Consider the following 22,615-nt stretch of genomic DNA (forward strand, 5'->3'; position numbering starts at 1 on the left):
CTCCTTCGGGTTGCTGGTGAGTCGCTGCCTGCGGCCATCCTGGCAGCACCCCCGGCGCTACGTGAACCCCTGTGCGCCCCGCCTGAACCCCTGTGACCTCCGTGAGGTTCAGAGCGCCCCCTCGGCGGAGGCCAGGATCTGCTCGGCGATGGCGGTGAACTCCTCGCCTGCCACCTCCGAGCCGCCGATGAAGGAGACCATGACCACGTGCTCGGCAGTCTGTCCGATCAGCACGTGGGCCGTGGTCTCCGCGCCTCCGCCGGCCGGGGTGCGGGTCCACACCAGGCCGGAGTCCACTCCTTCTCCCTCCGATGCGGAGGTCCGGGCGGTGAAGTCGAACGTGGACTGCTGGAGGTTCGCGTCCGTGACGGTCATCGTCAGCTCAGGACAGTCCGCCACGAGCCGCTCGACGTTGGCCAGGTGGTCCTCCACCACGCCGGCGTCCTCGAGGGAGGCGACCTCCACAGTGCCCGTCCCGGCGAACGTCTCAGAGCCGAAGTCCCGACGGGAGGCATCCGCCCCCGGCATCAGGATGGGCGACCAGTCCACCGCCGTCAGCGGGGACTTGCAGCTGGCCGGCTCCACCGTGGTGCCGGAGGAGTTCGTCTGCCGCAATCGGGCGTCCTCGCGCGTGGCGGCGATCTCGGTGTCCGTGGCAGAGACCTGGTTGGTGAATCCGAAGCTGGCGGCCCGCTCGGCGGCGGCGCCGACCGCGGCCTGGTCGGCCCGCGCGTCGGCGGCCTCTGTCTCCGAAGGGTCGGCGGAAGCCGTGCCCGACGCCGGCGACCCACCGTCCGCGCCCGCCCGGCCTTCCGCTCCTTCGCCGTTCTGACCGTCGGCCCCAGCGGTCGGCAGGGCGCTACCGGACGGATTCTCCGCGGTGATCCCGTGCGGGTTGGCGGGGACGCCGGCGTCGCTCCCGTCCTGGTCGCTGACGCCGCCCGAGCAACCGGCGAGGACGAGCATCCCGGCCAGTCCCAGGGCGGCCATCCGAGCACCCGGGCGGCGCAGCCGGCGGGAGCCGAGGATGGGCCGGTTGACCGGGGTGCGGCGGGGGGAACGGGTGGTCATCGGCGGGGCTCCTCGTTCTCGGCAAGTTCTTCGTACATGCGGTTCCAGGCCTTGAGCTCGGCCTCGTCGTTGAGGTCGGCCTTGCGGTCCAGCCGCTTGGTCTCCTTGGCGTCCGTACGGGACCACATCACGGCCACCGCAACGGCCATGAGCACCGTGGGCACCTCGCCGATCCCCCACATCACGGCGCCGCCGATCTGCTGGTCGGCGATGGCGGAGGGCCCCCAGTCGCGTCCCGTGGAACCGAACCAGGAGGCCTGGAGCAGGGATTCGGAGGAGGTCATGGCAACGCCGATGAACGCGTGGAACGCCATGGTGGCCAGCAGGATCACCAACCGGAGCGGGTAGAGCGCCTTGCGCGGCAGCGGGTCGATCCCGATCATCACCGAGGCGAAGATGTAGCCGGTCAGCAGGAAGTGCACGTTCATGAACTCGTGCCCGAGGTGCTCCTGGAGCGAGAAGCCGAAGAACGGCGTGTAGTAGAACACCAGGATCGAACCGGCGAAGTTCACGGCGGCCACCACCGGGTTGGTGATGAACCGACCGAAGGGCGAGTGCACGATCCACAGGATCCACTCGCGAGGGCCGCGGGTGCCGTCCGTGCGGCTGGGCAGGGAGCGCAGCGCCAGGGTGACGGGGGCGCCGAGCACCAGGAACATCGGCGAGATCATGGTCAGCGTCATGTGGGCCACCATGTGGGCACTGAACAACACCTGTCCGTAGATCGCCGGGGAGCCGGAGGTCACCCAGAACAGGATGGTCAGGCCGACCACGAAGGAGAGCGTGCGCAGCACGGGCCAGCGGTCGCCGCGGCGGTGGAGCCGGACGGTGGCGCGCACGTACCAGAGCACCAGGAACGCGATGATGGCGACCCACAGCCAGTCGAAGCGCCACTGCGTGAACCAGGTCTGGAAGGTCAGTTCCGGCGGCAGGTCGTAGCCGGTGAGGATGCGGGCCGGGGAGGCATCCGGGGCGATCTCCTCGGGGACGGGCGGAGAGGTGCGGGAGAGCACGGTGGCGAGCCCCATGATCGCCGCCATGATCGCCGCCTCCACCGCGATCAGCTGCCAGAGCAGGCGCTTGGCGGCCGCCGGCGGGGCGGTGGTGCCGGTGGCCAGCCGCGGGATGACCCACAGCCGGTGCATCAGGCCGATCAGGCCGAGCAGCACCGAACCCACGAGCTTGGCCAGCACCAGCACGCCGTAGGGACTGGCGAGCTGCTCCAGCGTGTTCATGCGGATGGCGGCGTTGACCACTCCGGACAGGACCACGGTGGCCAGCCCCAGCCCGGCCAGGAGCGAGTAGCGGCTGACCACGGTGTAGATCAGCGGTTCAGGACCCTGCCGGTGGGCGGAGGGCTTGCCACTGGCACCGTCCGGACCGTGCAGCTTCGGGGAGACCAGGGCCAGGACGATCAGCCCGCCGATCCAGACGACCACCCCGAGCAGGTGCAGGCCGATCGAGTTGACGGCCCCGTTGTGGTCATCCCCGGAGGCCGAGTGGCCGATGAGGGCCAGGGGCACGATGCCGACCAGGCCGAGCAGGGCGGTCCAGGCCAGGCCCACCGTGGAGCGGACGGCCAGGGCCAGCGAGGTGATGACGGCGGCCAGGACCGTCACCACGGTCCAGGCCTGGCCCACCGAGATGTCCTGCAGGTAGCCGACGAGGCCGGAGGTGAACGAGGCGCTGGGGTCCAGCGGCATGCCGGCGAGGTCCGAGTAGGACAGCACGAGAACGGCGAGGGCGGACAGCGTCCAGACCACGGAGGCCACGGTGGCCACCTGCATCAGCCGGGTGAAGGCCGGATGTTCGCCGCCTTCTCCGCTGTGAGCGCGCTGGCCCCGGGTGGGCGGCATGATGGCGCAGGCGAAGATCAACGCGCCGACGGCGGTGGGCATGGCCAGGTTGTTGACCATCTCGGCCACCGGCAGTCCCCAACGGGTCAGGGCCCCGGGGTCGGAGAGCTGGTCCACGGCCAGGATGCCCGTCCAGGCGGCGGCCAGCACCAGGGTGACCGCGCCGACGACGCCGGCCACGGGCCACAGCCACACCGGCGCGGAGGTGCCCCGCTCAGCGGTTGGGGAAGATTTCACAGTATCCATTCTCTCGCAGGTGGTTCCTGCCGGTGGCGGCCCGGGGCGGAGGTGCCCCGGGCCGCCCGGTGCAATGCAGTTGCACTACAGAGCGGTGCTCTGGCCGGTCAGCGGCCGCTGGTTCCCGAGTCGTTCGATCCTCCGTCGGGACCGTTGGTTCCTTCATCGCCATCGATACCGTCAGTTCCGTCAGTGCCGTTGCCGGTACCGCCTTGACGGCCAGTGGAGCCGGTGTCGATGGCCCTGGCCTTGCGGAACACCATCAGCATGGCGACCACGACGACGAGGACGCCGCCGATGGCCGCAGGCCAGACCCAGCCCGCGACGGGGGCGGCGGGTGCCTGGCTGTCCTCGGCAGTGGCCTCGCCGGACACCGGGTCGGTGGCCGCGGTGCCGGGCTCGGCGGTGGCCGCCGTGGTCGCCGTGGTCGCGGAATCCGTAGCATCCGCGACGGTGCCGGTGCCGGCATCACCCGGCGTGGCGTCCGAGGAGACCGGCGCGTCCGGGTTCGGCACCCCGCAGTCCTCCGGGGCGGCCGCTTCGGGTGCGTCAGGGTCCTCGAGGGTGAACTCGTACCCCTTCTCCTCGGAGTGTCCGTCTGAATACACGACCCGGTAGTCCACCGTGTATTCGCCGTTGGGCAGGCCCTCACACAGGGCGGCGGTGAGGTTCGGACCGGCGACCTGGGCTTCGCCGTCCTGCCACTGGTGGCCGTCCTCGTCGGTGACCGTCACGAGGTTCTGGATGCCCTGGCCGGTGGTCAGGCTCCCGGAGAATTCCAGGCCGATCTCGGCCGGGACCTCGAGGACGGCGGTGCCTGCCGCCGGGGTGGCCGACAGCAGCTGGTCATGCGCCGCCGCCGGGGTGGCCGTGGCCAAGGCGAGCAGCGCGGCGGCCGCGAGGGCTGCCGTGCCGGCGCCGAGGCCGCGGGCGCGCTGGGTGCGCAGGGGTCGTGCAGGGGTGATGGTTCTGTGAGTGTTCATGGTGTCCTTCACAGCCCGGGCCGAGAACGGCACCGGGCAGGGGTCTGCAAGATGGAGGGTGGAGTTTCCCCGGCCGGCGGATCAGTGGACGATCAGGCGGCCAGGGCGAACTCCGGCGGACCGCGCAGACGTTGCGATGCCAGCAGCACCTCATCAAGCCGGCGCGACACCCAGACGGCGCTGACGGCCACCCGACGGACGGGGACGGTCGGGATCCACCGGGCCAGCCGGGCGCCCGGGGACCGCAGGACGAGCCCGACGGCGAGTTCCGCCACCCGCGCCGCGAGCAGTTCCCCGCGGCGCAGGACCAGCACGGTCCCGACGGCGGCCAGCACGTGGGCGAGCACCATCGCCGTGGAGAGCGTGCTGAGGGCATCGTCGGCGACAGCAGGGACCGGCAGACCGGCCAGGGAGCCAGAGCCGAGATGGCCGGCATGGGCGGCAGAGCCGAGATGGCCGGCATGGGCGGCAGAGCCGAGATGGCCGGCATGGGCGGCAGAGCCGAGATGGCCGGCATGGGCGGCAGAGCCGAGATGGGCGGCATGGGCGGCAGAGCCGAGATGGCCTGCAGCCGACCTCAGCTCGCCGAGGGCGCCGGCGGCGGTGGGCACGGCGGCGATGGAGTAGAGCCAGTGGAAGAGCAGTTGGCTGGCGCCCACCCCGGAGGCCAGGCGCCACCAGGACAGCCGGCGCCCGGCCAGGGCGGTGCAGAGGGGTCCGGCCAGCGCGAGGGTGAGGATCCAGACGATCGGTGCCGGGCCGGCGTCGTGCAGGTGGCCTGGGCTGTGGCCGTGCGCGGGCAGATCAGCCGAGCGTGTGGCGACGGACGCAACGGTGTGTGATCCGGCGGCCCAGAGTGTGGCGACGACGGCGGCCGCCCAGCCGCGCAGCAACCGGGCGGGGCCACGCACGGGGGCGGGGTTGGGCACAGGGTAGCGAGCAGGGTGTGTGGCCACCGTGCACCTCCCTAGCGTCGAGCGCTTGGACCGTCCTCTATGCTACGCGGATTCTACCGGCTGTAGAAAACTGCGAGGCCGGGCTGCACGCCGGCCACGCGGTGCCGAGGGGTTAACCGACGAAGGCACCCCACCGAGTGGAGCGCCTTCGTCGATGGCCGGGTGGCCGGACCCGTGTGGGCCACGGCCGGGGCCGTCCTGGATCACTTGCCGGTGGCTGCGGCCTTCAGCTTGGAGCCAGCGGAGATCTTGACCGAGTGGCCGGCCGGGATCTGGATGGTCTCGCCGGTCTGCGGGTTGCGGCCGGTGCGGGCAGCGCGGTCGGTGCGCTCGACGGCGAGCCAGCCGGGGATGGTGACCTTCTCGCCCTTGGAGACCTGGGCGGAGAAGATCTCGAAGACGGCATCCAGCACGCCGTTCACGGCGGCCTGGGAGTTGCCGGTCTTCTCGGCGGCGGCGGCGACAAGTTCACTGCGGTTCATAGCCATGTGTCCTCCTGGACTTCGATGCTGGTTTCCCTTGGCCCGAACCGGTCAGATCCGGGCACGTGCTTCGAAAGCTACCACCCGGAAGCGCGGAAACACGCCATGGAAGCCTGCAAACACACGGATTCTGGGGGAATTCCCACAAATTTCCGCCTCCAAGGCCCCTGCCGGCGGCAAAGGGCCCTCTCCGCAGAGGAGAGGACCCTTCGTCTCGTGGGGCATGACCAGCGCGGCTCAGAGCCGCCTGGGGTGGTCCCGACTGGTCAGGAGGCGCGGTTCTGCAGGCGCTGCTTCAGCATCTCGCTGCCTTGGTCACCGGCCTTCCGGTTGTTCTCCTGGATCTTCCGGAACCAGTCCGCCAGCTCGGTATCACCGGCCTGTTCGGCATCGCGGGCGTAGGTCTCGGCCTGGAAGACCATCTTCAGGGACGCCTCCAGGACTGAGATCAGGTCGTAGTTGGGGTCCTTGACGGGGCTCTGGGGTTCGTTCGCCACGCTTTCCTCTCCTCCAGATGGGGTATCGGAATGCCAGTGCCGGCGGAGCCGGCAACTCCTGGCGTCTCCCACGCTAGGGGTGACCATATCCAGACTCAACCCTGCACGTTCGCCGCAGAGGGATGAAGACAAGAGGGGCTGAAAACGAGGGCTGAAAACGGCCGAAGGGGTGGCAGACCCTACGGTCTGCCACCCCTTCGGATGGTGTGCTTGGCGCCGGAAGGCGCCGTCACCGGGCCAGAGGCCGGCGGGTTGTCACCGGATAGACGTCACCAGGAGGACTTGGTGATGCCCGGCAGCTCGCCACGGTGGGCCATGTCGCGGAAGCGGACACGGGAGATGCCGAACTTCTGGAAGGTACCGCGCGGGCGGCCGTCGATGGCGTCGCGGTTGCGGACACGCACCGGGGAGGCGTTGCGGGGCAGCTTCTGCAGGCCCACGCGGGCGGCCTCGCGCGCTTCATCGGAAGCGTTCGGGTCGACCAGGGTCTTCTTCAGCTCCAGGCGCTTCTCGGCATAGCGGGCAACGATGACCTTACGCTGCTCATTCTTGGCAATCATGGACTTCTTGGCCATGCCTCAGCGCTCCTCTCGAAATTCGACGTGCTGGCGGGCAACCGGATCGTACTTCTTGAGCACGATGCGGTCCGGGGTGTTGCGGCGGTTCTTGCGGGTCACATAGGTGTACCCGGTGCCGGCGGTGGACTTCAGCTTGATGATGGGACGTACGTCCTTGTCCTTGGCCATGTCAGAGCTTCACTCCCTTGGCGAGCAGATCGGCGATGACGGCGTCGATACCGCGCACGTCAATGGTCTTGATGCCCTTGGCGGACAGGGTCAGCGTCACGTTGCGGCGCAGGGACGGAACCCAGTAGGTCTTCTTCTGGATGTTCGGGTCGAACCGGCGCTTGGTGCGACGGTGCGAGTGGGAAATGCTGTGGCCGAAACCTGGCCCAGCCCCGGTTACCTGGCAGTTTGCTGCCATGATCACTCCTCGTTGCAAGTAGTAGTAAAAGAACGGGCGGAACCCGTTGTGAAGCCTCCGGACGAACCGGGCGCTCCACGAGTCCCGCCACCAGTTGTGACACCGCGCTCTTACTGCGACTTTCCGAAGGGGTAACCAGGCTGGGTGAGATCCAACCGAAGTGCCCTATATCGCGGGGGAAGACGGTGAGTCCCCAGCTGCGCCGGTGAGGGCTGGCCGGGGATCCGGTTACGGGAAGCACGTTGTTTTCCGATGTCCTGGCGACCCCTGCGGAACACGGGCACACCACAACTCAACGCGGCTTAACGCCGTTCCATCTTAGGGCACAGTCCCGCATCGTTCAAACCGGACGGCTGACGCCGGTCAGCCGGGCAGGCGCTTGTCAGCCGTATCGAGGCAGTCAGGCAGGCTGAGGCCCGTCAGGCGGGCCGGGGCTTGTCGTTCGCCAGTGCCGGATCCCGGAAGACCCAGTGCTCCGGGTCCAGATGCGCGAGGATCTTGGAGCCGATCCGGCCCAGGTCGGCCAGGTCGCGGTCATCCAGGCTGTCCAGCAACCGCGCGCGCACGCTGGCCACGTGGTGGGGGGCCAGACGGACGATCTCGGCCATGCCCTCGTCCGTGATGACGGCCATGGTGACGCGGGCGTCCTCGCTCGAGGGGCTGCGCCGCATCAGGCCACGGCCTTCAAGCTTGCGGGCCACATGGGACAGCCGTGACAGGGAGGAGTTCGTGCGGGCGGCCAGCTCACTCATCGGCAACGCCTCGCCGCTCTCCGAGAGCATGGCCAGCACCTGGTACTCGAAGAAGCTGACAGTGCCCTCCACCTGAAGGTCTGCCTCCAGGGTGGGCATGAGCTGCATGTGGGTGGCCACGAGGGTCAGCCAGGCCCGGCGTTCCGCGGCGGACAGCCAGCGGACGCCGTCGACGCCGGTCTCTGCGGAGGACTCCGTGCCCCGGGCCGCCTGAACAGAATCTCTCACGGGGTCCATGATGCCATGGTGCCATTCCGCCAGCCGGGCCAGGCGCGCATCACGCCACGTGAACCGGCCATCTGTACGAACTCGTCCGCACGTGGTCGCATTGGCCCGCACACGCCCGCCGCCCCGTCGGATCAGGCATGCTGGTGGACAGGAGTGTCCCCGGACACATCAGGATTGCCACACCATGTGCCACACCAGTGCCACACCATGATGCCCGCCAGCCAGTACCAGGAGAGTCGATGACCATTCAGCCCGTGTCCCCTGACCCGTCCATCAGCGAAGACCTGCTGGCCGCCGGCCGCAAGGCCTACGACCTCGACCGCGAGCATGTGTTCCACTCGTGGAGCGCCCAGCGGACCATCACGCCGATGACGGTCGTCAAGACCGAGGGCCCCTATGTCTGGGACGGGCAGGGCCACCGGCTCATCGACTTCTCCTGCCAGCTGGTCAATACGAACATCGGCCACTCACACCCGAAGGTCGTGGCCGCCATCCAAGAGCAGGCCGCGGACATCGCCACCATCAACCCTGCCCACGTCAACGCCGCCCGGTCCGAGGCGGCCCGGCTCGTGGCGGACGTGGCACCCGGGGACCTGAACCACGTGTTCTTCACGAACGCCGGAGCGGATGCCGTGGAGCACGCCGTGCGGATGGCCCGGGTCCACACGGGCCGGCCCAAGGTACTGTCCGCCTACCGCGCGTACCACGGGGGCACGGACCTGGCCTTCGCCCTGACCGCCGACCCCCGGCGGAATCCCGTCGATACGGCGACGGCCGGCGTCGTCCATTTCATGCCCGCCTATCCGTACCGCAGCTACTTCCACTCGACCACCGAGCAGGAGGAGTCCGATCGCGCGCTCGCGCATCTGGAGCAGACCATCCTGCTCGAGGGGCCGCAGTCGATCGCGGCGGTGATCCTGGAGTCCGTCCCCGGCACGGCAGGGATCTACGTGCCGCCGGCGGGATATCTGCAGGGCGTGCGAGAGCTGACCCGCAAGTACGGCATCCTGTTCATCGCGGACGAGGTCATGGTGGGCTTCGGCCGCACCGGCCAGTGGTTCGCGGTCAACCACTGGGGTGTGGAGCCGGACCTGCTGACCTTCGCCAAGGGCGTGAACTCCGGCTACGTGCCACTCGGCGGCGTGGCCCTCTCGGACGCAGTCTACGAGACCTTTGCCGAGACGCCCTACCCGGGCGGGCTGACGTACTCCGGCCACCCGCTGGCCTGTGCCGCGGCCGTGGCCACGTTGAACGCGATGCAGGACGAGGGCATGGTGGCCAACGCGGCCCGGCTGGGTGAGGAGATCATCGGGCCACGCCTGCGGGAGATCCTCGACGCGCACCCCTCCGTGGGAGACGTCCGTGGCCTGGGCGCCTTCTGGGCCGTGGAGCTGGTGAAGAACCGGGAGACCAAGGAGCCCATGGCCGCCTATGGCGGGTCCTCCCCCGAGATGAACGAGCTCGTAGCCGAGTGCAAGAGGCTGGGGCTGCTGCCGTTCCAGAACATGAACCGCATCCACGTGGCCCCGCCCCTGAACGCCCCGGATGAGGTGGTGCGCCACGGACTGGACATCCTGGACCAGGCCCTGGCGGTCACCGACCGGTACGTCACCGGCTGAGCACGGGAGGCTCCCCACCGGGTGGCCCGGTGCGGGTCTGGCCGCCGGTCCGCGGCCCGGGGCGCAGCAGCGGCGGGAGCACCCCCATCAGCACCGCGATCACCAGGGCGGTGGCGCCGGTGATCCACCAGGCCACGTCCGTGGCCACCAGGACGTGGGCGATGAACGCCACGCAACCGGCCAGCAGCAGCCCCATGCCAGCCAGGCAGATCCGCACCACGCGGTCCCCGAGCGCCACGGTGCGGTTCTTGACGAGCCGGCCGAAGAAGCGCCGGTGGATCACCACGGGCAGCAGCATCAGGACGGTCAACAACACCGCCGTCACCAGCAGCGCCAGGTACCACCCCTGGAGATGGCTGGCCACCTCGGCGAACCGGGCCTGGAACGGCAACGTCATCAGGAACGCCGTGACGATCTGCGTTCCTGTCTGCATCACCCGCAGCTCCTGGAGCAGGTCACTCCAGTTGCGGTCCAGCTTCTCCGCCGGCGTCTCATGCCGGAGCGCCTCCTCCGGGGACGCGCTCTCACCGGCCGGCGCCGGGGATGCCTTCTCCCCGGCCGGCTCGGGGCCGTGCGCCGCACTGCTCACGGGATCTCCCAGCGCACCTCGTCAGGGGACTTGTCCTCACGCCAGCCCCGCCACGAGGCCTGGCGGACCCGGCCGGAACGGGTACGGCCGGCCAGGGACACCTCGCCCACCAGGGACGGGGTGACCCACCAGGCATCGGACCGGTCCTCGGCGGGCACGTCCGGCACGGGCGGGGTCTTGCGGGACAGTCGCCGCAACCGGGATTCGGTCTCGGCCAGCTGGGTCGCCGAGAAACCGGTACCCACCCGCCCGGCGTACCGCAGCTCACCCGCCTCGTCCGGCACGGCCACCAGCAGAGAGCCGATCCCGCCCGACCGGCCTCCCCTGCCCTCCCGGGCCCCGATGACCACGACCTCCTGGTGCTGTTGCAGCTTCAGCTTGATCCATGCGGAGCCGCGCCGCCCCGGCAGGTACAGGGAGTCCGTCCTCTTGGCGACCACGCCCTCGAGCCCGAGATCGCGGCTGGCCTGCTGGGCCCGGGCGAGCGTCCCGTGGTATCCCGGGGGCACGGACACCACGTCCCCCTTCCCGACGCCGGCCTCCAGCACCTCGCGACGCTCACCATAGGGGGTGCGCAGGAGCGAGCGGACCTGCCGCCCCGAGGCGCCCGGCGGCCCCAGCTGGAGGATGTCGAACACCAGATACCGTAACTCGACCCCCTCCGAATCCGCGGCGGCCCCGTCAGTCTGACCAGCCCGGGCGGACTGGCCGGTCCGGCCCCGCCGCCGCATCCCCCGGCTGGTGCGGCCGCTGACCTCCTGGAGCAGTCCGAAGTCCGGCCGGCCCTGGCCGTCCAGGGCCACCAGCTCCCCGTCGAGCACCGCCCCGCCACACTCCTCCGCGGGCCCGGTGAGCAGCTCGGTGAGTTCCTGCAGGGAGGGATAGTCGGCCGTCAGGTCCTTGCCGTTGCGGCTGGCCAGGACGACCTGCCCGGGCGACACCCCGGCCAGGAGGCGGTAGCCGTCCCACTTCATCTCGTAGGACCAGTCCTCGTCCGCGGTGAGGTCGGCGGGCTGACCGGAGGTGGCCAGCATCGGAGAAGGCAGGTCTGCCACCGTGAACGCGGCATCCTCCGAACCCTTCGCGGCAGATTTCGCGGTGGGCTTCTCGGTACGTTTCTCGGTGGGTTTGGCGGTGGTCTTCGAGGCGCGTTGTGCGGTGTTCGTCTCGGGCTGGTCCTGCATGAGGTGGAGCAGCCAGTTGTCCTCCCCGCCCATGCCAGGGGCGTTGATCAGGGCGTAGCGCCGCGGCACCCCGCCGAGGCCGCCGTCCGGCCGCCCGGACAGCACGGCGATGACCTCCTTGCCCTCACGCCACTTCTCGATCTCGATGGTCCCGGCGTCCCATATGGTGACCTCCCCGGCGCCGTACTCGCCCTTCGCGATGGTGCCCTCGAAGGTGCCGTACTCCAGGGGGTGGTCCTCGGTCTGGACGGCCAGCCGGTTGGTCTCGGTGTCCAGGGGTGGCCCCTTGGGCACCGCCCAGGACACGAGCACCCCGGAGTGCTCGAGCCGGAAGTCCCAGTGCAGGCGCCGGGCGTGGTGTTCCTGGATGACGAACGTCGGCCGCTCGCCCTCACCGAGCTGTCGTTCCATCGGCGCCTCCGCCGGCACCGGTTCGGCCGTCTTGCTCGCATCCCGCATGGACCGGTACTTTGCGAGGCGGTCGTCGAGATCGTCGGAACTGTCTGGGCGGTTCGGCACCCAGCCGAGGGGCGCCAGCGGGTCCTGGCCGTCGGCGACCCGCTCCAACACCTCGCAGAGCTCCAGGTGCCTCAGGTCCGGGTCCTCCAATTCCGCCCAGGTGCGCGGCGCCGCCACCCAGGGACGGTCCCGCCCACGCAGCGAGTAGGGGGCCACGGTGGTCTTGGACCCGTTGTTCTGGCTCCAGTCCACGAACACCTTGCCGGCGCGGCTGGCCTTGCGCATGCTGGAGATGACCTCGTCCGGGTGATCTGCCTCCAGCGCCTTGGCCAGCTCGTGGGCCACTGCGCTGATGGCGTCCGCATTGTGCTGGCCGTCCAGCGCGGCGTAGAGGTGGATGCCCTTGGACCCCGAGGTCACGGGGAAGGACTCCATGCCCATGTCCGCGAGGATGTCCCGGCACCAGCGCGCCACCTCGGCACAGTCGGCCAACCCCACGCCCTCCCCCGGATCCAGGTCCAGCACCAGGCGGTCCGGGTTGCGCGGCTGTCCGTTCCGCCCGAAGCGCCACTGGGGAGTGTGCAGTTCCAGGGCGGCGACCTGGGCGAACCAGGCCAGCACGGCCGGCTCATTGGCCAGCGGATAGGTGTTGGTGTGGTCGGAGTGCGCGATCCTGCCGGTCGGGATCCAGGACGGCGCCGAGTCCTCGAGGTCTTTGCGGAAGAACACCTGTCCGGGCTTCTCCGCCGTGCCCACGCCGTCCACCCACCGCTTACGGGTGACCGGGCGCTGGGCCACCTGCGGTATGAGCACGTCCGCCACCGCGAGAAAGTACTGCATGACCTCGGCCTTGGTGGTGCCGGTGGCCGGGTAGAGCACCTTGTCGAGGCTGGAGACGGAGAGCTGATGTTCACCGACGGTGTAGGTCTGCCGCGCGGATCGTGCCATGCCACCCCTCCCCCTGGCTGCCGACAAGGGCCTATGCTGACGCCCATGAGAGCCATCTGGTCTGGATCTATCACCTTCGGCCTGGTGAACGTCCCTGTCAAGGCGTATTCGGCGGCGAAGAAGCACGACATCAGCTTCCACCAGGTCCACGACGCCGACGGCGGCCGGATCCGGTACCAGCGCCGCTGCGAGGTGTGCGGGAAGAAGATCGACTACGAGCACATCGACAAGGCCTACGAGGACGGCGAGCAGACGGTGGTCCTCACCGACGAGGACTTCGCTTCGCTGCCGGAGGCGCAGAACGACGAGATCGAAGTGGTCCAGTTCGTCCCCTCGGATCAGATCGACCCCATCATGTTCGGCAAGAGCTACTTCCTGGAACCCCAGGGCAAGTCCCCGAAGTCCTACCTGTTGCTGCGGCAGGCCCTCGGGGACACCGACCGCACCGCCGTGGTGACGTTCGCGCTGCGCCAGAAGACCCGGCTGGGTGCGTTGCGGGTCCAGGACGACGTCCTGGTGCTCCAGGCCATGTACTGGGCGGACGAGGTCCGGGAGGTCGATTTTCCCGCGACCCGGTCCCAGGCCAAGATCGGCACCAAGGAGAAGAAGCTGGCAGCGGCTCTGGTGGACCAGTTCGCCTCGGATTTCACGCCCGAGGAGTTCGAGGACACCTATCAGGTGGAGTTGCACAAGCTCGTCGACGCCAAACTCGAGCAGGGCGAATCCCTGGACACCGCCGCCACGTTCGGCGACGTCACGGAGGAGTCCGAAGGCGAGGATGCCGAGGTCATCGACCTGATGCAGGCCCTGAAGGCCTCCCTGGACAAGAAGCGGGGCGGCCGCAAGACCGCCGCGAAGGGGTCCCGATCCACGTCCGGGACGAAGACGTCAGCTTCACAGAGGTCCGACTCGAAGCCATCTGGATCAAAGACGTCGAGTTCGAAGGCGTCCGGCGGTCGGAAGACCGGTGCCAAGAAGTCTGGCTCGTCCGGTGGGTCTGATGCATCCGGCAAGTCCGGCAAGAAGCCGGCCAAGTCGGCGAAGTCCAGCGCGACGTCCGGAGAGAAGTCCGGTTCCCGCCGCCGCAAGAGCGCCTGAGATGGCCCGGCTGCGGAGGTCGACGCCGGGCACCGGGGGCTACACCCGGCACCGGGCGGGCACGGGGTTCAGCTACCGGGGCGCCAACGGACGCCGCATCACCAACGCCACCACCCTCGAGCGTCTCCGTGGCCTGGTCGTCCCGCCCGCGTGGACGGAGGTCTGGATCGCCGCCGACGCCCAGGCACACATCCAGGCCACGGGCGTGGACGACGCCGGCCGGACCCAGTACATCTACCATCCCCAGTGGCGTGCGCGGCGCGACGCCGAGAAGTACGAGCGCGCCCTGTCCTTCGCCGAGGCCCTGCCCTCGCTTCGCCGCCAGGTGAGCCGGGATCTGCGCCCCGCCGGCACGGCCGGAACCACCGCGAGAGGGAGGGCGAACGGGGACGCGACGGGCCGGCGTCGGACGCTGGCCGCCGCCGTGCGCCTGATGGACCGGGCGGCCCTGCGGATCGGCGGCTCCGAGCACACGGGGCAGTTGGAGGCCTTCGGCGCGACCACCCTGCAGCGCCGGCATGTGGACGTCCATGCCCCGCACGTGCACCTGGTGTTCCGCGGCAAGTCCGGCAGCGAGTGGGACGTGACGGTGAAGGACCCGGACCTGGCGGACTTCTTCGGCGGCATCCCGGCCACCCCGCGCACCGCACCGGCGGTGGCGTACCCCGTCATGTCCGGCCGGCGCCGGGAATGGAAGGGCGTGACGGCAGCGGACGTGAACGACTACCTCACGGACCTCGCGGGGCTGGAGTTCACCGCGAAGGACTTCCGGACCTGGCAGGGCACGGTGGCAGCGGCGCGGTCCCTGGCCCGCTCGCACCGGGCTGGAGTCACGTCCCCGGAGGCCGTGAAGATCGCCGTGCAGGCCGCGGCGGACCTGCTCCACAACACGCCCACCGTGGCCCGGGAGTCCTACGTGGACCCCCGGGTGGTGGACCTGTTCGAGCGGGGACAGGTGATGGACCTAGGCCGCCAGCCGGACCGAGCTCTGCTGCAGCTGCTCACCGGCGGTGACTAGTGGTTGCGCAGCTTCTCGATCAATTCGTCCTTGCGGAGATCGGAGTAGCCGGAGAGGTCCAGTTCCTTGGCGCGGTCCTTCATCTCCTCGACGGTCCAGTCGTCATAGGAACCGGACTCGCCGCCGCGCTCACCCACCTCGGACCGGCTGTCCCGGGCGGCGGCATTCGAGATCCGGGCCGCCTTCTCCTTGCTGGCCCCGTCCTCGCGGAGGGCTTCGTACATCTCCTCGTCCTTGATCTGCGGGGCGTCGGATTCCTTGGATGCGTTCTTCTTGGCCATGCGGCCAGTCTGCGCCCGCGGAGCAGTCCGTTTCAACCGGCCTTCCGCCCTGTCCTCCGCCTGAACACTCCTCCCGTCCTCGACCGTCCCCACTGATTGTTGAACAATGCATTGCCATGATTGTTGAACAACCTGTAGTGTTCCCACAGATTCGATCGGTGACCCGCATCACGCGCTCCCTGGAAGGACCCCATGAAGGAACCCATGCAGGACCCCGCCCTCGCGAACGCCCCGGCGGCCCGGAAACGGCGTCCGAAAAACGCCCAGCGCACGGCCCTGCTCGGCGCCATGTTCCTCATGGCGACCAGCGCCATCGGACCTGGCTTCATCACCCAGACCACCACGTTCACCGTCCAGCTCGGCGCCGCCTTCGCCTTCGCCATCCTGATCTCGATCCTCGTGGACATCGCCGTACAGCTGAACGTCTGGCGCATCATCGGCATCTCCGGACTGCGCGCCCAGGAACTCGGCAACAAGGTCCTGCCCGGCATCGGCTGGGTGCTCGCGGCCCTGGTCTTCGCCGGCGGACTGGTCTTCAACATCGGCAACATCGCCGGTACCGGCCTCGGGGCCAATGCCATGCTCGGCGTGGACCCGAAGATCGGCGGCCTGGTCTCCGCGGTGGTCGCCATCCTGATCTTCCTGTCCAAGCGGGCCGGCATGGCCCTGGACCGGATCGTCGTGATGCTCGGTGCCGTGATGATCCTGCTCATGCTCTATGTGGCCGTCGTCGCCGCGCCGCCCGTCGGAGAGGCCCTGAAGAACACGGTCATGCCGGAGACCGTAGACATCCTGGTCATCACCACCCTGGTGGGCGGCACCGTGGGCGGCTACATCACCTACGCCGGTGCCCACCGCATGATCGATTCGGGCATCCGCGGCCCGGCGGCCGTGAAGGAGATCACCCGCACCTCCGTCCTCGGCATCATCGTCACCGGCGTCATGCGCGTGCTGCTGTTCCTGGCGATCCTCGGCGTGGTGGCCAGTGGCGTGGCCCTGACCAGTGACAACCAGGCGGCCGAGGCCTTCCAGCATGCCGCCGGCGAGATCGGGCTGCGGATGTTCGGCGTGATCCTGTGGGCCGCCTCGGTGACCTCGGTGATCGGCGCCTCCTACACCTCGGTCTCCTTCATCACGAGGACGGACGGCAGCCCCCGCCGCCGCAACCTCCTCACCGTGGCCTTCATCGCCGTCTGCGCCGTGATCTACGCCTTCCTGGGTCAGGCGCCCCAGACCCTGCTGGTCTTCGCGGGGGCGTTCAACGGCCTGATCCTGCCCATCGGCTTCGCCGTGCTGCTGTGGGTCGCCCTGCGCCGCCGGGACCTGCTGGGCGGCTACAAGTACCCCGTGTGGCTCATCGTCATCGGGGTGATGGCCTGGCTGGTGACCGTGTTCCTGGCCGTCTATTCCTTCGCCCCCGCCATCGAGCTGCTGACCGGAGCATGAACCCTATGACCGAGAACCTGTCCACCCTCTCCCCCGCCGAGGCACGGGCGCGCTTCCGCGCCGGGCTGGTACGGCCGACGTCGGGCATCTCCGCCGGATATGCCCAGGCCAACCTGATCATCGTCCCGGCGTCCCACGCCTTCGACCTGCTGCTGTTCGCCCAGCGCAACCCCAAGCCCATGCCCCTGCTCGGCGTGCTCGACGCCGGCCAGGTCACCTCCGGCCTGCTGGCCGGCGGCGACATCCGCACGGACGTCCCGCGGTACGTGGTCTACGAGGACGGGCTCCCGGTGGCGGAGCCGACCGAGATCACCGACTGGTGGCGGGACGACCTCGTGACGTTCATCGTCGGCTGCTCCTTCACCTTCGAGGCGGCACTGGCGGCCGGTGGCGTGCCGGTGGCCCACCAGCAGCAGGGGGTGAACGTGCCGATGTACCGGACCTCGACCCGATGTGCTCCGGCCGGGAACCTGGCCGGGCCACTGGTCGTCTCGATGCGGCCGGTCCCCGCGTCCCAGGTGGCCGACGCCGTCCGGATCACCTCCCGCTACCCAGCGGTCCATGGGGCGCCCGTGCACGTGGGGTCACCGCACGAACTCGGGATCACGGACCTGTCCCGCCCGGACTTCGGCGACCCGGTGGAGATCCCGGCCGGGCATATCCCCGTCTTCTGGGCCTGCGGCGTGACGCCGCAGGCGGCCGTCATGGAGTCGCGGCCCCCACTGGCCATCGGCCACGCGCCCGGGCACATGCTCATCACCGACGCGCGGGATTCCGACTACCTGGTGCCCTGACCCGGCGGACGCGCCGGGGTCAGCGGTCGGGCCGGGTCTGCCGGCCGGCTCAGAGGGCCCGGCGGTCCAGGTGGTCCAACAGTTCCGCCTCGGCGGTGTCCAGATACGTCCGCAGGGCGGCGGCAGCCTCCTCGCGGCGGCCGTCCCGCAGCATCCGGACCAGGTCACGGTTGTGCTCGGCGTACCCCGAATGGAAATCGGGGGCATCGGACATCCGGTAGAACACCAGCCGCATCCGGGCCAGCGTCCGGTCCATGACCGTGGACAGGGTCGGCGAGCCGGCCATCGCCACGATCACCCCGTGCAGTTGCTGGTTCGCCTCCGCCATGCCGGGGACGTCTCCGGCCGCGAGGGCGGCGAGCGCACGCCCGACAATCTCGTCCAGCTCGGCCAGCGCCGGTGCGGTCAGTTCCCCCCAGAGCAGGGCGGCCGGCTCGATCATGCGGCGGATCCGGTAGATCTCCCGGATGTCCTCCGCGTCCGGCTTGGCGACGAAGACCCCCCGATTGGGCACCCGTTCGACGATCAGCTCATCGGCCAGCGTCCCGAAGGCCTCGCGCAGGGTGTTCCGGGAGACTGCCAGCTCGGCGGCGAGGGCCTGCTCCGCCAGCTTGGCCCCGGGCAGCAACTCACCGTGGGAGATCCTGGCTCGCAGGACGTGCGCCGCCCACGCCCCCGTGTGCGCGTGCGCGGCACGTGCCGCGTGTGCTGGTGCTGGTACTGACGGCTCAGTCAAGGCGACCCAGCTCCTGCCCGCGTTCCACTGGATCACGCGGTTTGAGCCCGGCGCGGGTGAAGACACCGGCCGCCGGCGCGGGCACGGCGGTCTCCATCTTCATCGCCTCCAGCACCACGAGGTCCTGCCCGGCGGTCACCTCGGCGCCGTCCTCCACGAGCCACGTCACCACGGTGCCGTTCATCGGGGCGGGCACGACGCCGGCCCGCTCCCCTGACGAGGCGCGTCCCGGTCCGCCGTCGGTCCCGGCGGTGTCCTCGCTGCCGCCGCTGTTACCGCTGCCGCCACTGCGCAGGGCACGCACCAGTTCGGCGGGCAGTCCGAGGCTGACGGCCCTGCCGTCCACGGTCACGGTCAGCTCCGTTCGTTCGGCTCCCGGCGCGGCGGCGGCCAGGTAGGGCGAGGCCTCCAGATCGGCGGCGAAGGCCGACTCGATCCAGGTCGTGTGGACGCCGAGCCCGTCCTGCGAGGTGAAGTCCGAGTGGTCCAGCACGGCCTGATGGAACGGGACCACCGTCGGCAGGCCGCGGATGACCAGTTCGTCCAGGGCCGTCCGTGCCCGCCGGATCGCCTGCTGACGGTCCTCCCCCCAGACGATGAGCTTGGCCAGCAGCGAGTCGTACTCGGCCGGAACGGTGAATCCCGAGCGCACGCCGGTGTCCACGCGGATCCCTGCGCCGGTGGGCGCCTCGAAGGCCTCGACCGTCCCCGGGGAGGGCAGGAAGCCCAGGGCCGGGTCCTCGGCGTTGAGCCGGAACTCGAGGGCATGGCCGCGCGGGGCCGGATCCTCGCTCAGGGAGAGCCGCTCCCCCGCGGCGATCCGGAACTGTTCACGGACCAGGTCCACTCCGGTGGTCTCCTCGGTGACGGGGTGCTCCACCTGCAGACGGGTGTTGACCTCGAGGAAGGAGATCAGCCCGTCCGGGGCCACCAGGTACTCGACCGTCCCGGCGCCGGTGTAGCCGGCCTCGCGGCAGATGGCCTTGGCGGAGGCATGGATGCGTTCGAGTTGCTCCGTCGTCAGGAACGGCGCGGGGGCTTCCTCCACGAGCTTCTGGTTCCGGCGTTGCAGGGAGCAGTCCCGGGTGCCGACCACCACCACGGCGCCGTGGGTGTCCGCCAGCACCTGTGCCTCCACATGCCGCGGTTTCTCCAGGAACCGCTCCACGAAGCACTCCCCACGGCCGAAGGCCGCCACGGCCTCCCGCACAGCGGAGTCGAAGGCGGACTCCACGTCCTCCATCCGGTGCACGATCTTCATGCCGCGGCCACCACCGCCGAAGGCGGCCTTGATGGCCACGGGCAGGCCGTGCTCCTCGGCGAAGGCCCGCACCTGGGCGGCGTCCTCCGCCGGTCCATCGGTCCCCGGGACCAGGGGCGCCCCGGCGTTGACGGCGATCCTCCGGGCGGAGACCTTGTCCCCGAGGGCACGGATCGCCGCCGGGGACGGACCGATCCAGGTCAGCCCGGCCTCGATCACGGCCTGGGCGAAGTCCGCGTTCTCGGACAGGAAGCCGTAGCCCGGGTGCACGGCATCGGCCCCGGAGCGCCGGGCGATCTCCAGCAGCCTGCCGATGTCCAGGTAGGTCTCTGCGGCGGAGGTGCCGTCCAGCGCGAAGGCCTCGTCGGCGAGGTGCACGTGCATCGCGTCCGCATCCGGATCCGAGTACACGGCCACGGACGTGAGTCCGGCATCCGTGCAGGCGCGGGCCACGCGCACGGCGATCTCCCCGCGGTTGGCGATCAGGACCTTGGTCAGGGTTCGGTGTGGGCTCATGGATCAGTCCTCTCGGGGACGGTCTCGGAGGAGATGGTCGCGGGCGGGGTGGTCTCGGGCGGGGTGGTCAGCACGAAGCGGACACGCGAGCCGGGGGGCAGTTGGGCGGCCAGGGTCAGGTCCTCCGGGACCACGACCCCGATCACGGGGTAGCCTCCGGTGACGGGATGATCGGCCAGGAACAGCACGGGGAGCCCGGACGGCGGCACCTGCAGCGCACCGGCCACCGCCCCCTCGCTGGCCAACTCACCGTCCCTGATCCGCTCCAGGGGCTTGCCGGCCCCCGGCGTCCCGTCCTGGGACACGGCGAGCCGCACGCCGATGCGGTTGGACTGGTCGGTCACGAGCCAGTCCTGGCCGGCCAGCCGGTCCACCCCGGTGGGGCCGAACCAGTCGCCGCGGGGTCCGGGAACCACACGCAACTCAGTCGTCGCCCCGGCCCGCGGCATCCGGCGCAACGGCGGTTCATCGCTCCCGACGGCGGCATACCCAGCTCTCGTGCCCACCGGAACCTCGGTGCCGGCGACCAGCGGAGCGGGCCCGAGCCCGGACATCGTGTCCGTCGAGCGGCTGCCGAGCACGACGTCGGCCTCCAGGCCTCCGCGCACGGCCACGTAGGTGCGCAGCCCGGCCGCGGGCTCGCCGATCTCGAGGGTCTCCCCGTCGTAGAGGGCGAAGGGTGTCCGACGGGCCACGGCCCGGTCGGCAGGCAGTCCTCCGGCGACGGCCGTGATGACCGCTGGGGCCTCGGCACCGGCCAGCGCCAGGACCTGGTGTTCCCGTGCGCGCAGCCGCAGTCCGCCGAGCAGCGTCTCGATCACGGCCGCCCCCGGGGCGTTGCCCACGATCCGGTTGGCCTGCCGCGCCGAGTCCTCGTCCGCGGCACCGGCGGCGGAGACACCGAGATCGCCATGGCCCGGGCGGCCCAGGTCTTGGAGGAGCGACTGCAGTCCGGGGTGTTCGATGACCACCGCGGGACCGGTGGTGGGTGCCGCGGTGCCGGCCGGCGTCGTGCCGGGGCCGAGTGCCGCGGTGCCGGGGTCTGAGTTTCCTCCGCCGCCGATGCGCGCCTGCTCGCGGACGGCACGGTAGCGGACGCGGTCCCCCGGGGCCACCAGCGCGGGCGCGGAACGGTCCAGATCCCACAGGGTCGCTGTGGTGCGCCCGATCAGTTGCCAGCCGCCCGGGGAGGACCGGGGGTAGACGGCGGAGAAGCGTCCGGCCAGGGCGACCGAGCCGGCCGGGACTGTGGTACGCGGGCTGTCGCGGCGGGGGATGTCCAGGGCTCGACCCTCCGTCCAACCATCCGCCGGGCTGTCAGCCCCACCGTCCGCCGGCACCAGGTAGGTGAAGCCGGGGGCGAAGCCGCCGAAGGCCCCGATCCATTCGGTGCCGGTGTGCCAGCGGATGAGCCCGTCCCGGCCCAGACCGGTCAGTTCGCCGACCTCGTCCAGGTCCTCGCCGTCGTAGACGACCTCGATCTCCACCAGACCGCCCGCCTGCAGATCGCCCTCCACCGGCCCCCACCCGCGCAGGTCCTCCGCGGCGGACAGGGCCGCCCCGCGATGGGTGAAGGACAGCGCCAGGGTCTCGGCGGCGGCCAGTGCCTCGACCTGCCCTGGCAACGGTTCGGAGGAGAGACGGGCGTGCATCGCCACGACGTCGGCCAGGGACCCGCACTCGAGGAGGAAGGCCCGGGTGCCGGACCAGCGGATACCGCGCGGGCTGGTTCCCGGCTCCGCGCGGTGGTCGCCGGATGCGGTTCCGCTCACGCGAAGGAACCGATCCGTACCCCGGCACCCTCGAGGCCGGCCCGGACGGCGGCCGCCATCGCCACCGCCCCGGGGGTGTCACTGTGGACGCAGATGCTGGCCGCCTCCACCCGGATCTCGGTGCCGTCCACCGCGGTCAGCGTCCCCTCGGTGGCGAGCCGGACCATACGTTCGGCGACCAGCTTCTCGTCGTGGAGGACGGCGCCGGGCTCACGGCGGGAGACCAGGGTCCCCTCCGGGGTGTAGGCGCGGTCGGCGAAGGCCTCCGTCACCACGCGCATCCCCTCGGCCGAGGCGATCTCGGCGGCCACGGCCCCGGGCAGCAGGAGGAGCGGCAACTCGGGATCGTAGGCCTTGACCGCGTCCACCACGGCCCGGGCATGCACGCTGTGGTGGACGATCGTGTTGTACAGCGCACCGTGCGGCTTGACGTACCGGACGGCGGTCCCGGCCGCATGGGCCATCGCCTCCAGGGCGCCGATCTGGTACAGGACGTCGTCGGCCAGTTCAGTGGGCGAGCAGTCCAGGAACCGGCGGCCGAAGCCGGCCAGGTCCCGGTAGGCCACGTGCGCCCCGACCGTGATCCCCGCCGCAGCGGCGTCCCGGCAGGTCTGCGCGATCACCGACGGGTCGCCGCCGTGGAAGCCACAGGCGACGTTCGCGGAGGACACCGAGCGGAAGATCGCGGCGTCGTCGCCCAAGGTGTACGAGCCGAAGGACTCGCCGACGTCACTGTTCAGGTCCATCTGTGCGGTGCTGCCCTGTGCGTTCACGGTGGTGACCTCCGTCTCTCTTCATGGTCACCCCAGCATGCCCCACAGTCAGCGATTGTTCAACAATCTGAGTCT

The 22,615-nt window shown here is 70.3% G+C and carries 22 protein-coding genes; 5 read left to right on the forward strand and 17 right to left on the reverse strand.

Features of this window, described 5'->3' with window-relative positions:
- Positions 1-108 precede the first annotated feature (108 nt).
- The 10 genes from ACFFIO_RS16365 to ACFFIO_RS16410 all read right to left on the reverse strand — a co-directional run bounded on the left by ACFFIO_RS16365 (position 109) and on the right by ACFFIO_RS16410 (position 7,974).
- The gene (locus tag ACFFIO_RS16365; protein WP_378043502.1) at positions 109-1,071 is read right to left on the reverse strand and encodes a hypothetical protein; all 963 of its coding nucleotides are present in this window, start codon (positions 1,069-1,071) and stop codon (positions 109-111) included.
- A complete protein-coding gene (locus tag ACFFIO_RS16370; protein ID WP_378043503.1) occupies positions 1,068-3,173 on the reverse strand; it encodes a bifunctional copper resistance protein CopD/cytochrome c oxidase assembly protein in 2,106 nt (701 codons plus the stop codon). The genes ACFFIO_RS16365 and ACFFIO_RS16370 overlap by 4 nt, the downstream gene beginning before the upstream one ends.
- 98 nt (positions 3,174-3,271) lie before the next feature.
- Positions 3,272-4,147 carry a copper resistance CopC family protein gene (locus ACFFIO_RS16375; RefSeq protein WP_378043505.1) on the reverse strand — a complete coding sequence of 292 codons (876 nt, stop codon included), beginning with the start codon at positions 4,145-4,147 and terminating at the stop codon, positions 3,272-3,274.
- 92 nt (positions 4,148-4,239) lie between these two features.
- Entirely contained in the window at positions 4,240-5,076 is an 837-nt protein-coding gene (locus tag ACFFIO_RS16380) for a hypothetical protein (protein WP_378043506.1), read from the reverse strand.
- A 230-nt stretch (positions 5,077-5,306) separates the two neighbouring features.
- Positions 5,307-5,591 (reverse strand): HU family DNA-binding protein, encoded by a 285-nt coding sequence (locus tag ACFFIO_RS16385; protein WP_115932098.1) that lies wholly within the window; start codon positions 5,589-5,591, stop codon positions 5,307-5,309.
- A gap of 260 nt (positions 5,592-5,851) precedes the next feature.
- A complete protein-coding gene (locus ACFFIO_RS16390; protein ID WP_378043508.1) occupies positions 5,852-6,082 on the reverse strand; it encodes a hypothetical protein in 231 nt (76 codons plus the stop codon).
- Positions 6,083-6,351: 269 nt separating this feature from the next.
- Positions 6,352-6,657, reverse strand: a complete 306-nt coding sequence (rpsN, locus tag ACFFIO_RS16395; RefSeq protein ID WP_115932099.1) for a 30S ribosomal protein S14 — start codon at positions 6,655-6,657, stop codon at positions 6,352-6,354.
- Positions 6,658-6,660: 3 nt separating this feature from the next.
- Positions 6,661-6,828, reverse strand: coding sequence for a 50S ribosomal protein L33 (rpmG, locus tag ACFFIO_RS16400; protein ID WP_159552753.1), 168 nt, complete (start codon positions 6,826-6,828; stop codon positions 6,661-6,663).
- A gap of 1 nt (position 6,829) precedes the next feature.
- Positions 6,830-7,066: a 50S ribosomal protein L28 gene (gene rpmB / locus ACFFIO_RS16405; RefSeq protein WP_115932101.1), complete on the reverse strand. Its 237-nt coding sequence runs from the start codon at positions 7,064-7,066 to the stop codon at positions 6,830-6,832.
- Between the two features lie 419 nt (positions 7,067-7,485).
- The gene (locus ACFFIO_RS16410) at positions 7,486-7,974 is read right to left on the reverse strand and encodes a MarR family winged helix-turn-helix transcriptional regulator (protein WP_378043672.1); all 489 of its coding nucleotides are present in this window, start codon (positions 7,972-7,974) and stop codon (positions 7,486-7,488) included.
- Positions 7,975-8,285: 311 nt separating this feature from the next.
- Between ACFFIO_RS16410 and ACFFIO_RS16415 the strand changes: the two genes are divergently transcribed.
- Positions 8,286-9,665 (forward strand): aspartate aminotransferase family protein, encoded by a 1,380-nt coding sequence (locus tag ACFFIO_RS16415; RefSeq protein ID WP_378043510.1) that lies wholly within the window; start codon positions 8,286-8,288, stop codon positions 9,663-9,665.
- Here ACFFIO_RS16415 and ACFFIO_RS16420 read toward each other — a convergent pair.
- On the reverse strand, positions 9,655-10,254 hold the full coding sequence (locus ACFFIO_RS16420) for a DUF6328 family protein (RefSeq protein WP_378043512.1): 600 nt from the start codon (positions 10,252-10,254) through the stop codon (positions 9,655-9,657). The two genes, ACFFIO_RS16415 and ACFFIO_RS16420, sit on opposite strands and share 11 nt — an antisense overlap.
- Positions 10,251-12,845, reverse strand: a complete 2,595-nt coding sequence (locus tag ACFFIO_RS16425) for an ATP-dependent DNA ligase (protein ID WP_378043514.1) — start codon at positions 12,843-12,845, stop codon at positions 10,251-10,253. The genes ACFFIO_RS16420 and ACFFIO_RS16425 overlap by 4 nt, the downstream gene beginning before the upstream one ends.
- Positions 12,846-12,890: 45 nt before the next feature.
- Between ACFFIO_RS16425 and ku the strand changes: the two genes are divergently transcribed.
- Positions 12,891-13,943, forward strand: a complete 1,053-nt coding sequence (ku, locus tag ACFFIO_RS16430) for a non-homologous end joining protein Ku (protein ID WP_378043516.1) — start codon at positions 12,891-12,893, stop codon at positions 13,941-13,943.
- A gap of 1 nt (position 13,944) precedes the next feature.
- Positions 13,945-14,961 carry a DNA topoisomerase IB gene (locus ACFFIO_RS16435; RefSeq protein ID WP_378043518.1) on the forward strand — a complete coding sequence of 339 codons (1,017 nt, stop codon included), beginning with the start codon at positions 13,945-13,947 and terminating at the stop codon, positions 14,959-14,961.
- Here the strand turns inward: ACFFIO_RS16435 and ACFFIO_RS16440 are convergent.
- A complete protein-coding gene (locus tag ACFFIO_RS16440) occupies positions 14,958-15,242 on the reverse strand; it encodes a DUF7218 family protein (RefSeq protein ID WP_378043520.1) in 285 nt (94 codons plus the stop codon). The genes ACFFIO_RS16435 and ACFFIO_RS16440 overlap by 4 nt on opposite strands.
- Before the next feature lie 204 nt (positions 15,243-15,446).
- On the opposite strand from ACFFIO_RS16440, the gene ACFFIO_RS16445 reads away from it, so the two are divergent.
- Together ACFFIO_RS16445 and ACFFIO_RS16450 are read left to right on the forward strand one after the other, a co-directional pair.
- Positions 15,447-16,688, forward strand: coding sequence for an NRAMP family divalent metal transporter (locus ACFFIO_RS16445; protein ID WP_378043674.1), 1,242 nt, complete (start codon positions 15,447-15,449; stop codon positions 16,686-16,688).
- Between the two features lie 5 nt (positions 16,689-16,693).
- Positions 16,694-17,482 (forward strand): putative hydro-lyase, encoded by a 789-nt coding sequence (locus tag ACFFIO_RS16450; protein ID WP_378043521.1) that lies wholly within the window; start codon positions 16,694-16,696, stop codon positions 17,480-17,482.
- Between the two features lie 49 nt (positions 17,483-17,531).
- Here ACFFIO_RS16450 and ACFFIO_RS16455 read toward each other — a convergent pair whose 3' ends face one another.
- The 4 genes from ACFFIO_RS16455 to ACFFIO_RS16470 are packed head-to-tail and all read right to left on the reverse strand — an operon-like array spanning position 17,532 to position 22,513.
- Complete coding sequence (locus ACFFIO_RS16455; protein WP_378043523.1) at positions 17,532-18,218, reverse strand: GntR family transcriptional regulator; 687 nt, start codon at positions 18,216-18,218, stop codon at positions 17,532-17,534.
- Positions 18,211-19,995 (reverse strand): acetyl/propionyl/methylcrotonyl-CoA carboxylase subunit alpha, encoded by a 1,785-nt coding sequence (locus tag ACFFIO_RS16460; RefSeq protein WP_378043525.1) that lies wholly within the window; start codon positions 19,993-19,995, stop codon positions 18,211-18,213. Before ACFFIO_RS16460 ends, ACFFIO_RS16455 begins: the two co-directional genes overlap by 8 nt.
- Positions 19,992-21,767: a 5-oxoprolinase subunit B/C family protein gene (locus tag ACFFIO_RS16465; protein WP_378043526.1), complete on the reverse strand. Its 1,776-nt coding sequence runs from the start codon at positions 21,765-21,767 to the stop codon at positions 19,992-19,994. The genes ACFFIO_RS16460 and ACFFIO_RS16465 overlap by 4 nt, the downstream gene beginning before the upstream one ends.
- Positions 21,764-22,513 carry a LamB/YcsF family protein gene (locus ACFFIO_RS16470; protein ID WP_378043676.1) on the reverse strand — a complete coding sequence of 250 codons (750 nt, stop codon included), beginning with the start codon at positions 22,511-22,513 and terminating at the stop codon, positions 21,764-21,766. Before ACFFIO_RS16470 ends, ACFFIO_RS16465 begins: the two co-directional genes overlap by 4 nt.
- Positions 22,514-22,615: the final 102 nt, after the last annotated feature.

It is taken from the genome of Citricoccus parietis, from assembly GCF_042433045.1.
GTDB lineage: Bacteria > Actinomycetota > Actinomycetes > Actinomycetales > Micrococcaceae > Citricoccus > Citricoccus parietis.

Excerpts from the sequence above, each read along its gene's own strand:
- ACFFIO_RS16365 (WP_378043502.1), bottom strand. The coding sequence starts at position 1,071 with ATGACCACCCGTTCCCCCCGCCGCACCCCGGTCAACCGGCCCATCCTC.
- ACFFIO_RS16370 (WP_378043503.1), bottom strand. The coding sequence starts at position 3,173 with ATGGATACTGTGAAATCTTCCCCAACCGCTGAGCGGGGCACCTCCGCG.
- ACFFIO_RS16375 (WP_378043505.1), bottom strand. The coding sequence starts at position 4,147 with ATGAACACTCACAGAACCATCACCCCTGCACGACCCCTGCGCACCCAG.
- ACFFIO_RS16385 (WP_115932098.1), bottom strand. The coding sequence starts at position 5,591 with ATGGCTATGAACCGCAGTGAACTTGTCGCCGCCGCCGCCGAGAAGACC.
- rpsN (WP_115932099.1), bottom strand. The coding sequence starts at position 6,657 with ATGGCCAAGAAGTCCATGATTGCCAAGAATGAGCAGCGTAAGGTCATC.
- rpmG (WP_159552753.1), bottom strand. The coding sequence starts at position 6,828 with ATGGCCAAGGACAAGGACGTACGTCCCATCATCAAGCTGAAGTCCACC.
- rpmB (WP_115932101.1), bottom strand. The coding sequence starts at position 7,066 with ATGGCAGCAAACTGCCAGGTAACCGGGGCTGGGCCAGGTTTCGGCCAC.
- ACFFIO_RS16415 (WP_378043510.1), top strand. The coding sequence starts at position 8,286 with ATGACCATTCAGCCCGTGTCCCCTGACCCGTCCATCAGCGAAGACCTG.
- ACFFIO_RS16425 (WP_378043514.1), bottom strand. The coding sequence starts at position 12,845 with ATGGCACGATCCGCGCGGCAGACCTACACCGTCGGTGAACATCAGCTC.
- ku (WP_378043516.1), top strand. The coding sequence starts at position 12,891 with ATGAGAGCCATCTGGTCTGGATCTATCACCTTCGGCCTGGTGAACGTC.
- ACFFIO_RS16435 (WP_378043518.1), top strand. The coding sequence starts at position 13,945 with ATGGCCCGGCTGCGGAGGTCGACGCCGGGCACCGGGGGCTACACCCGG.
- ACFFIO_RS16440 (WP_378043520.1), bottom strand. The coding sequence starts at position 15,242 with ATGGCCAAGAAGAACGCATCCAAGGAATCCGACGCCCCGCAGATCAAG.
- ACFFIO_RS16445 (WP_378043674.1), top strand. The coding sequence starts at position 15,447 with ATGCAGGACCCCGCCCTCGCGAACGCCCCGGCGGCCCGGAAACGGCGT.
- ACFFIO_RS16450 (WP_378043521.1), top strand. The coding sequence starts at position 16,694 with ATGACCGAGAACCTGTCCACCCTCTCCCCCGCCGAGGCACGGGCGCGC.
- ACFFIO_RS16460 (WP_378043525.1), bottom strand. The coding sequence starts at position 19,995 with ATGAGCCCACACCGAACCCTGACCAAGGTCCTGATCGCCAACCGCGGG.
- ACFFIO_RS16470 (WP_378043676.1), bottom strand. The coding sequence starts at position 22,513 with ATGGACCTGAACAGTGACGTCGGCGAGTCCTTCGGCTCGTACACCTTG.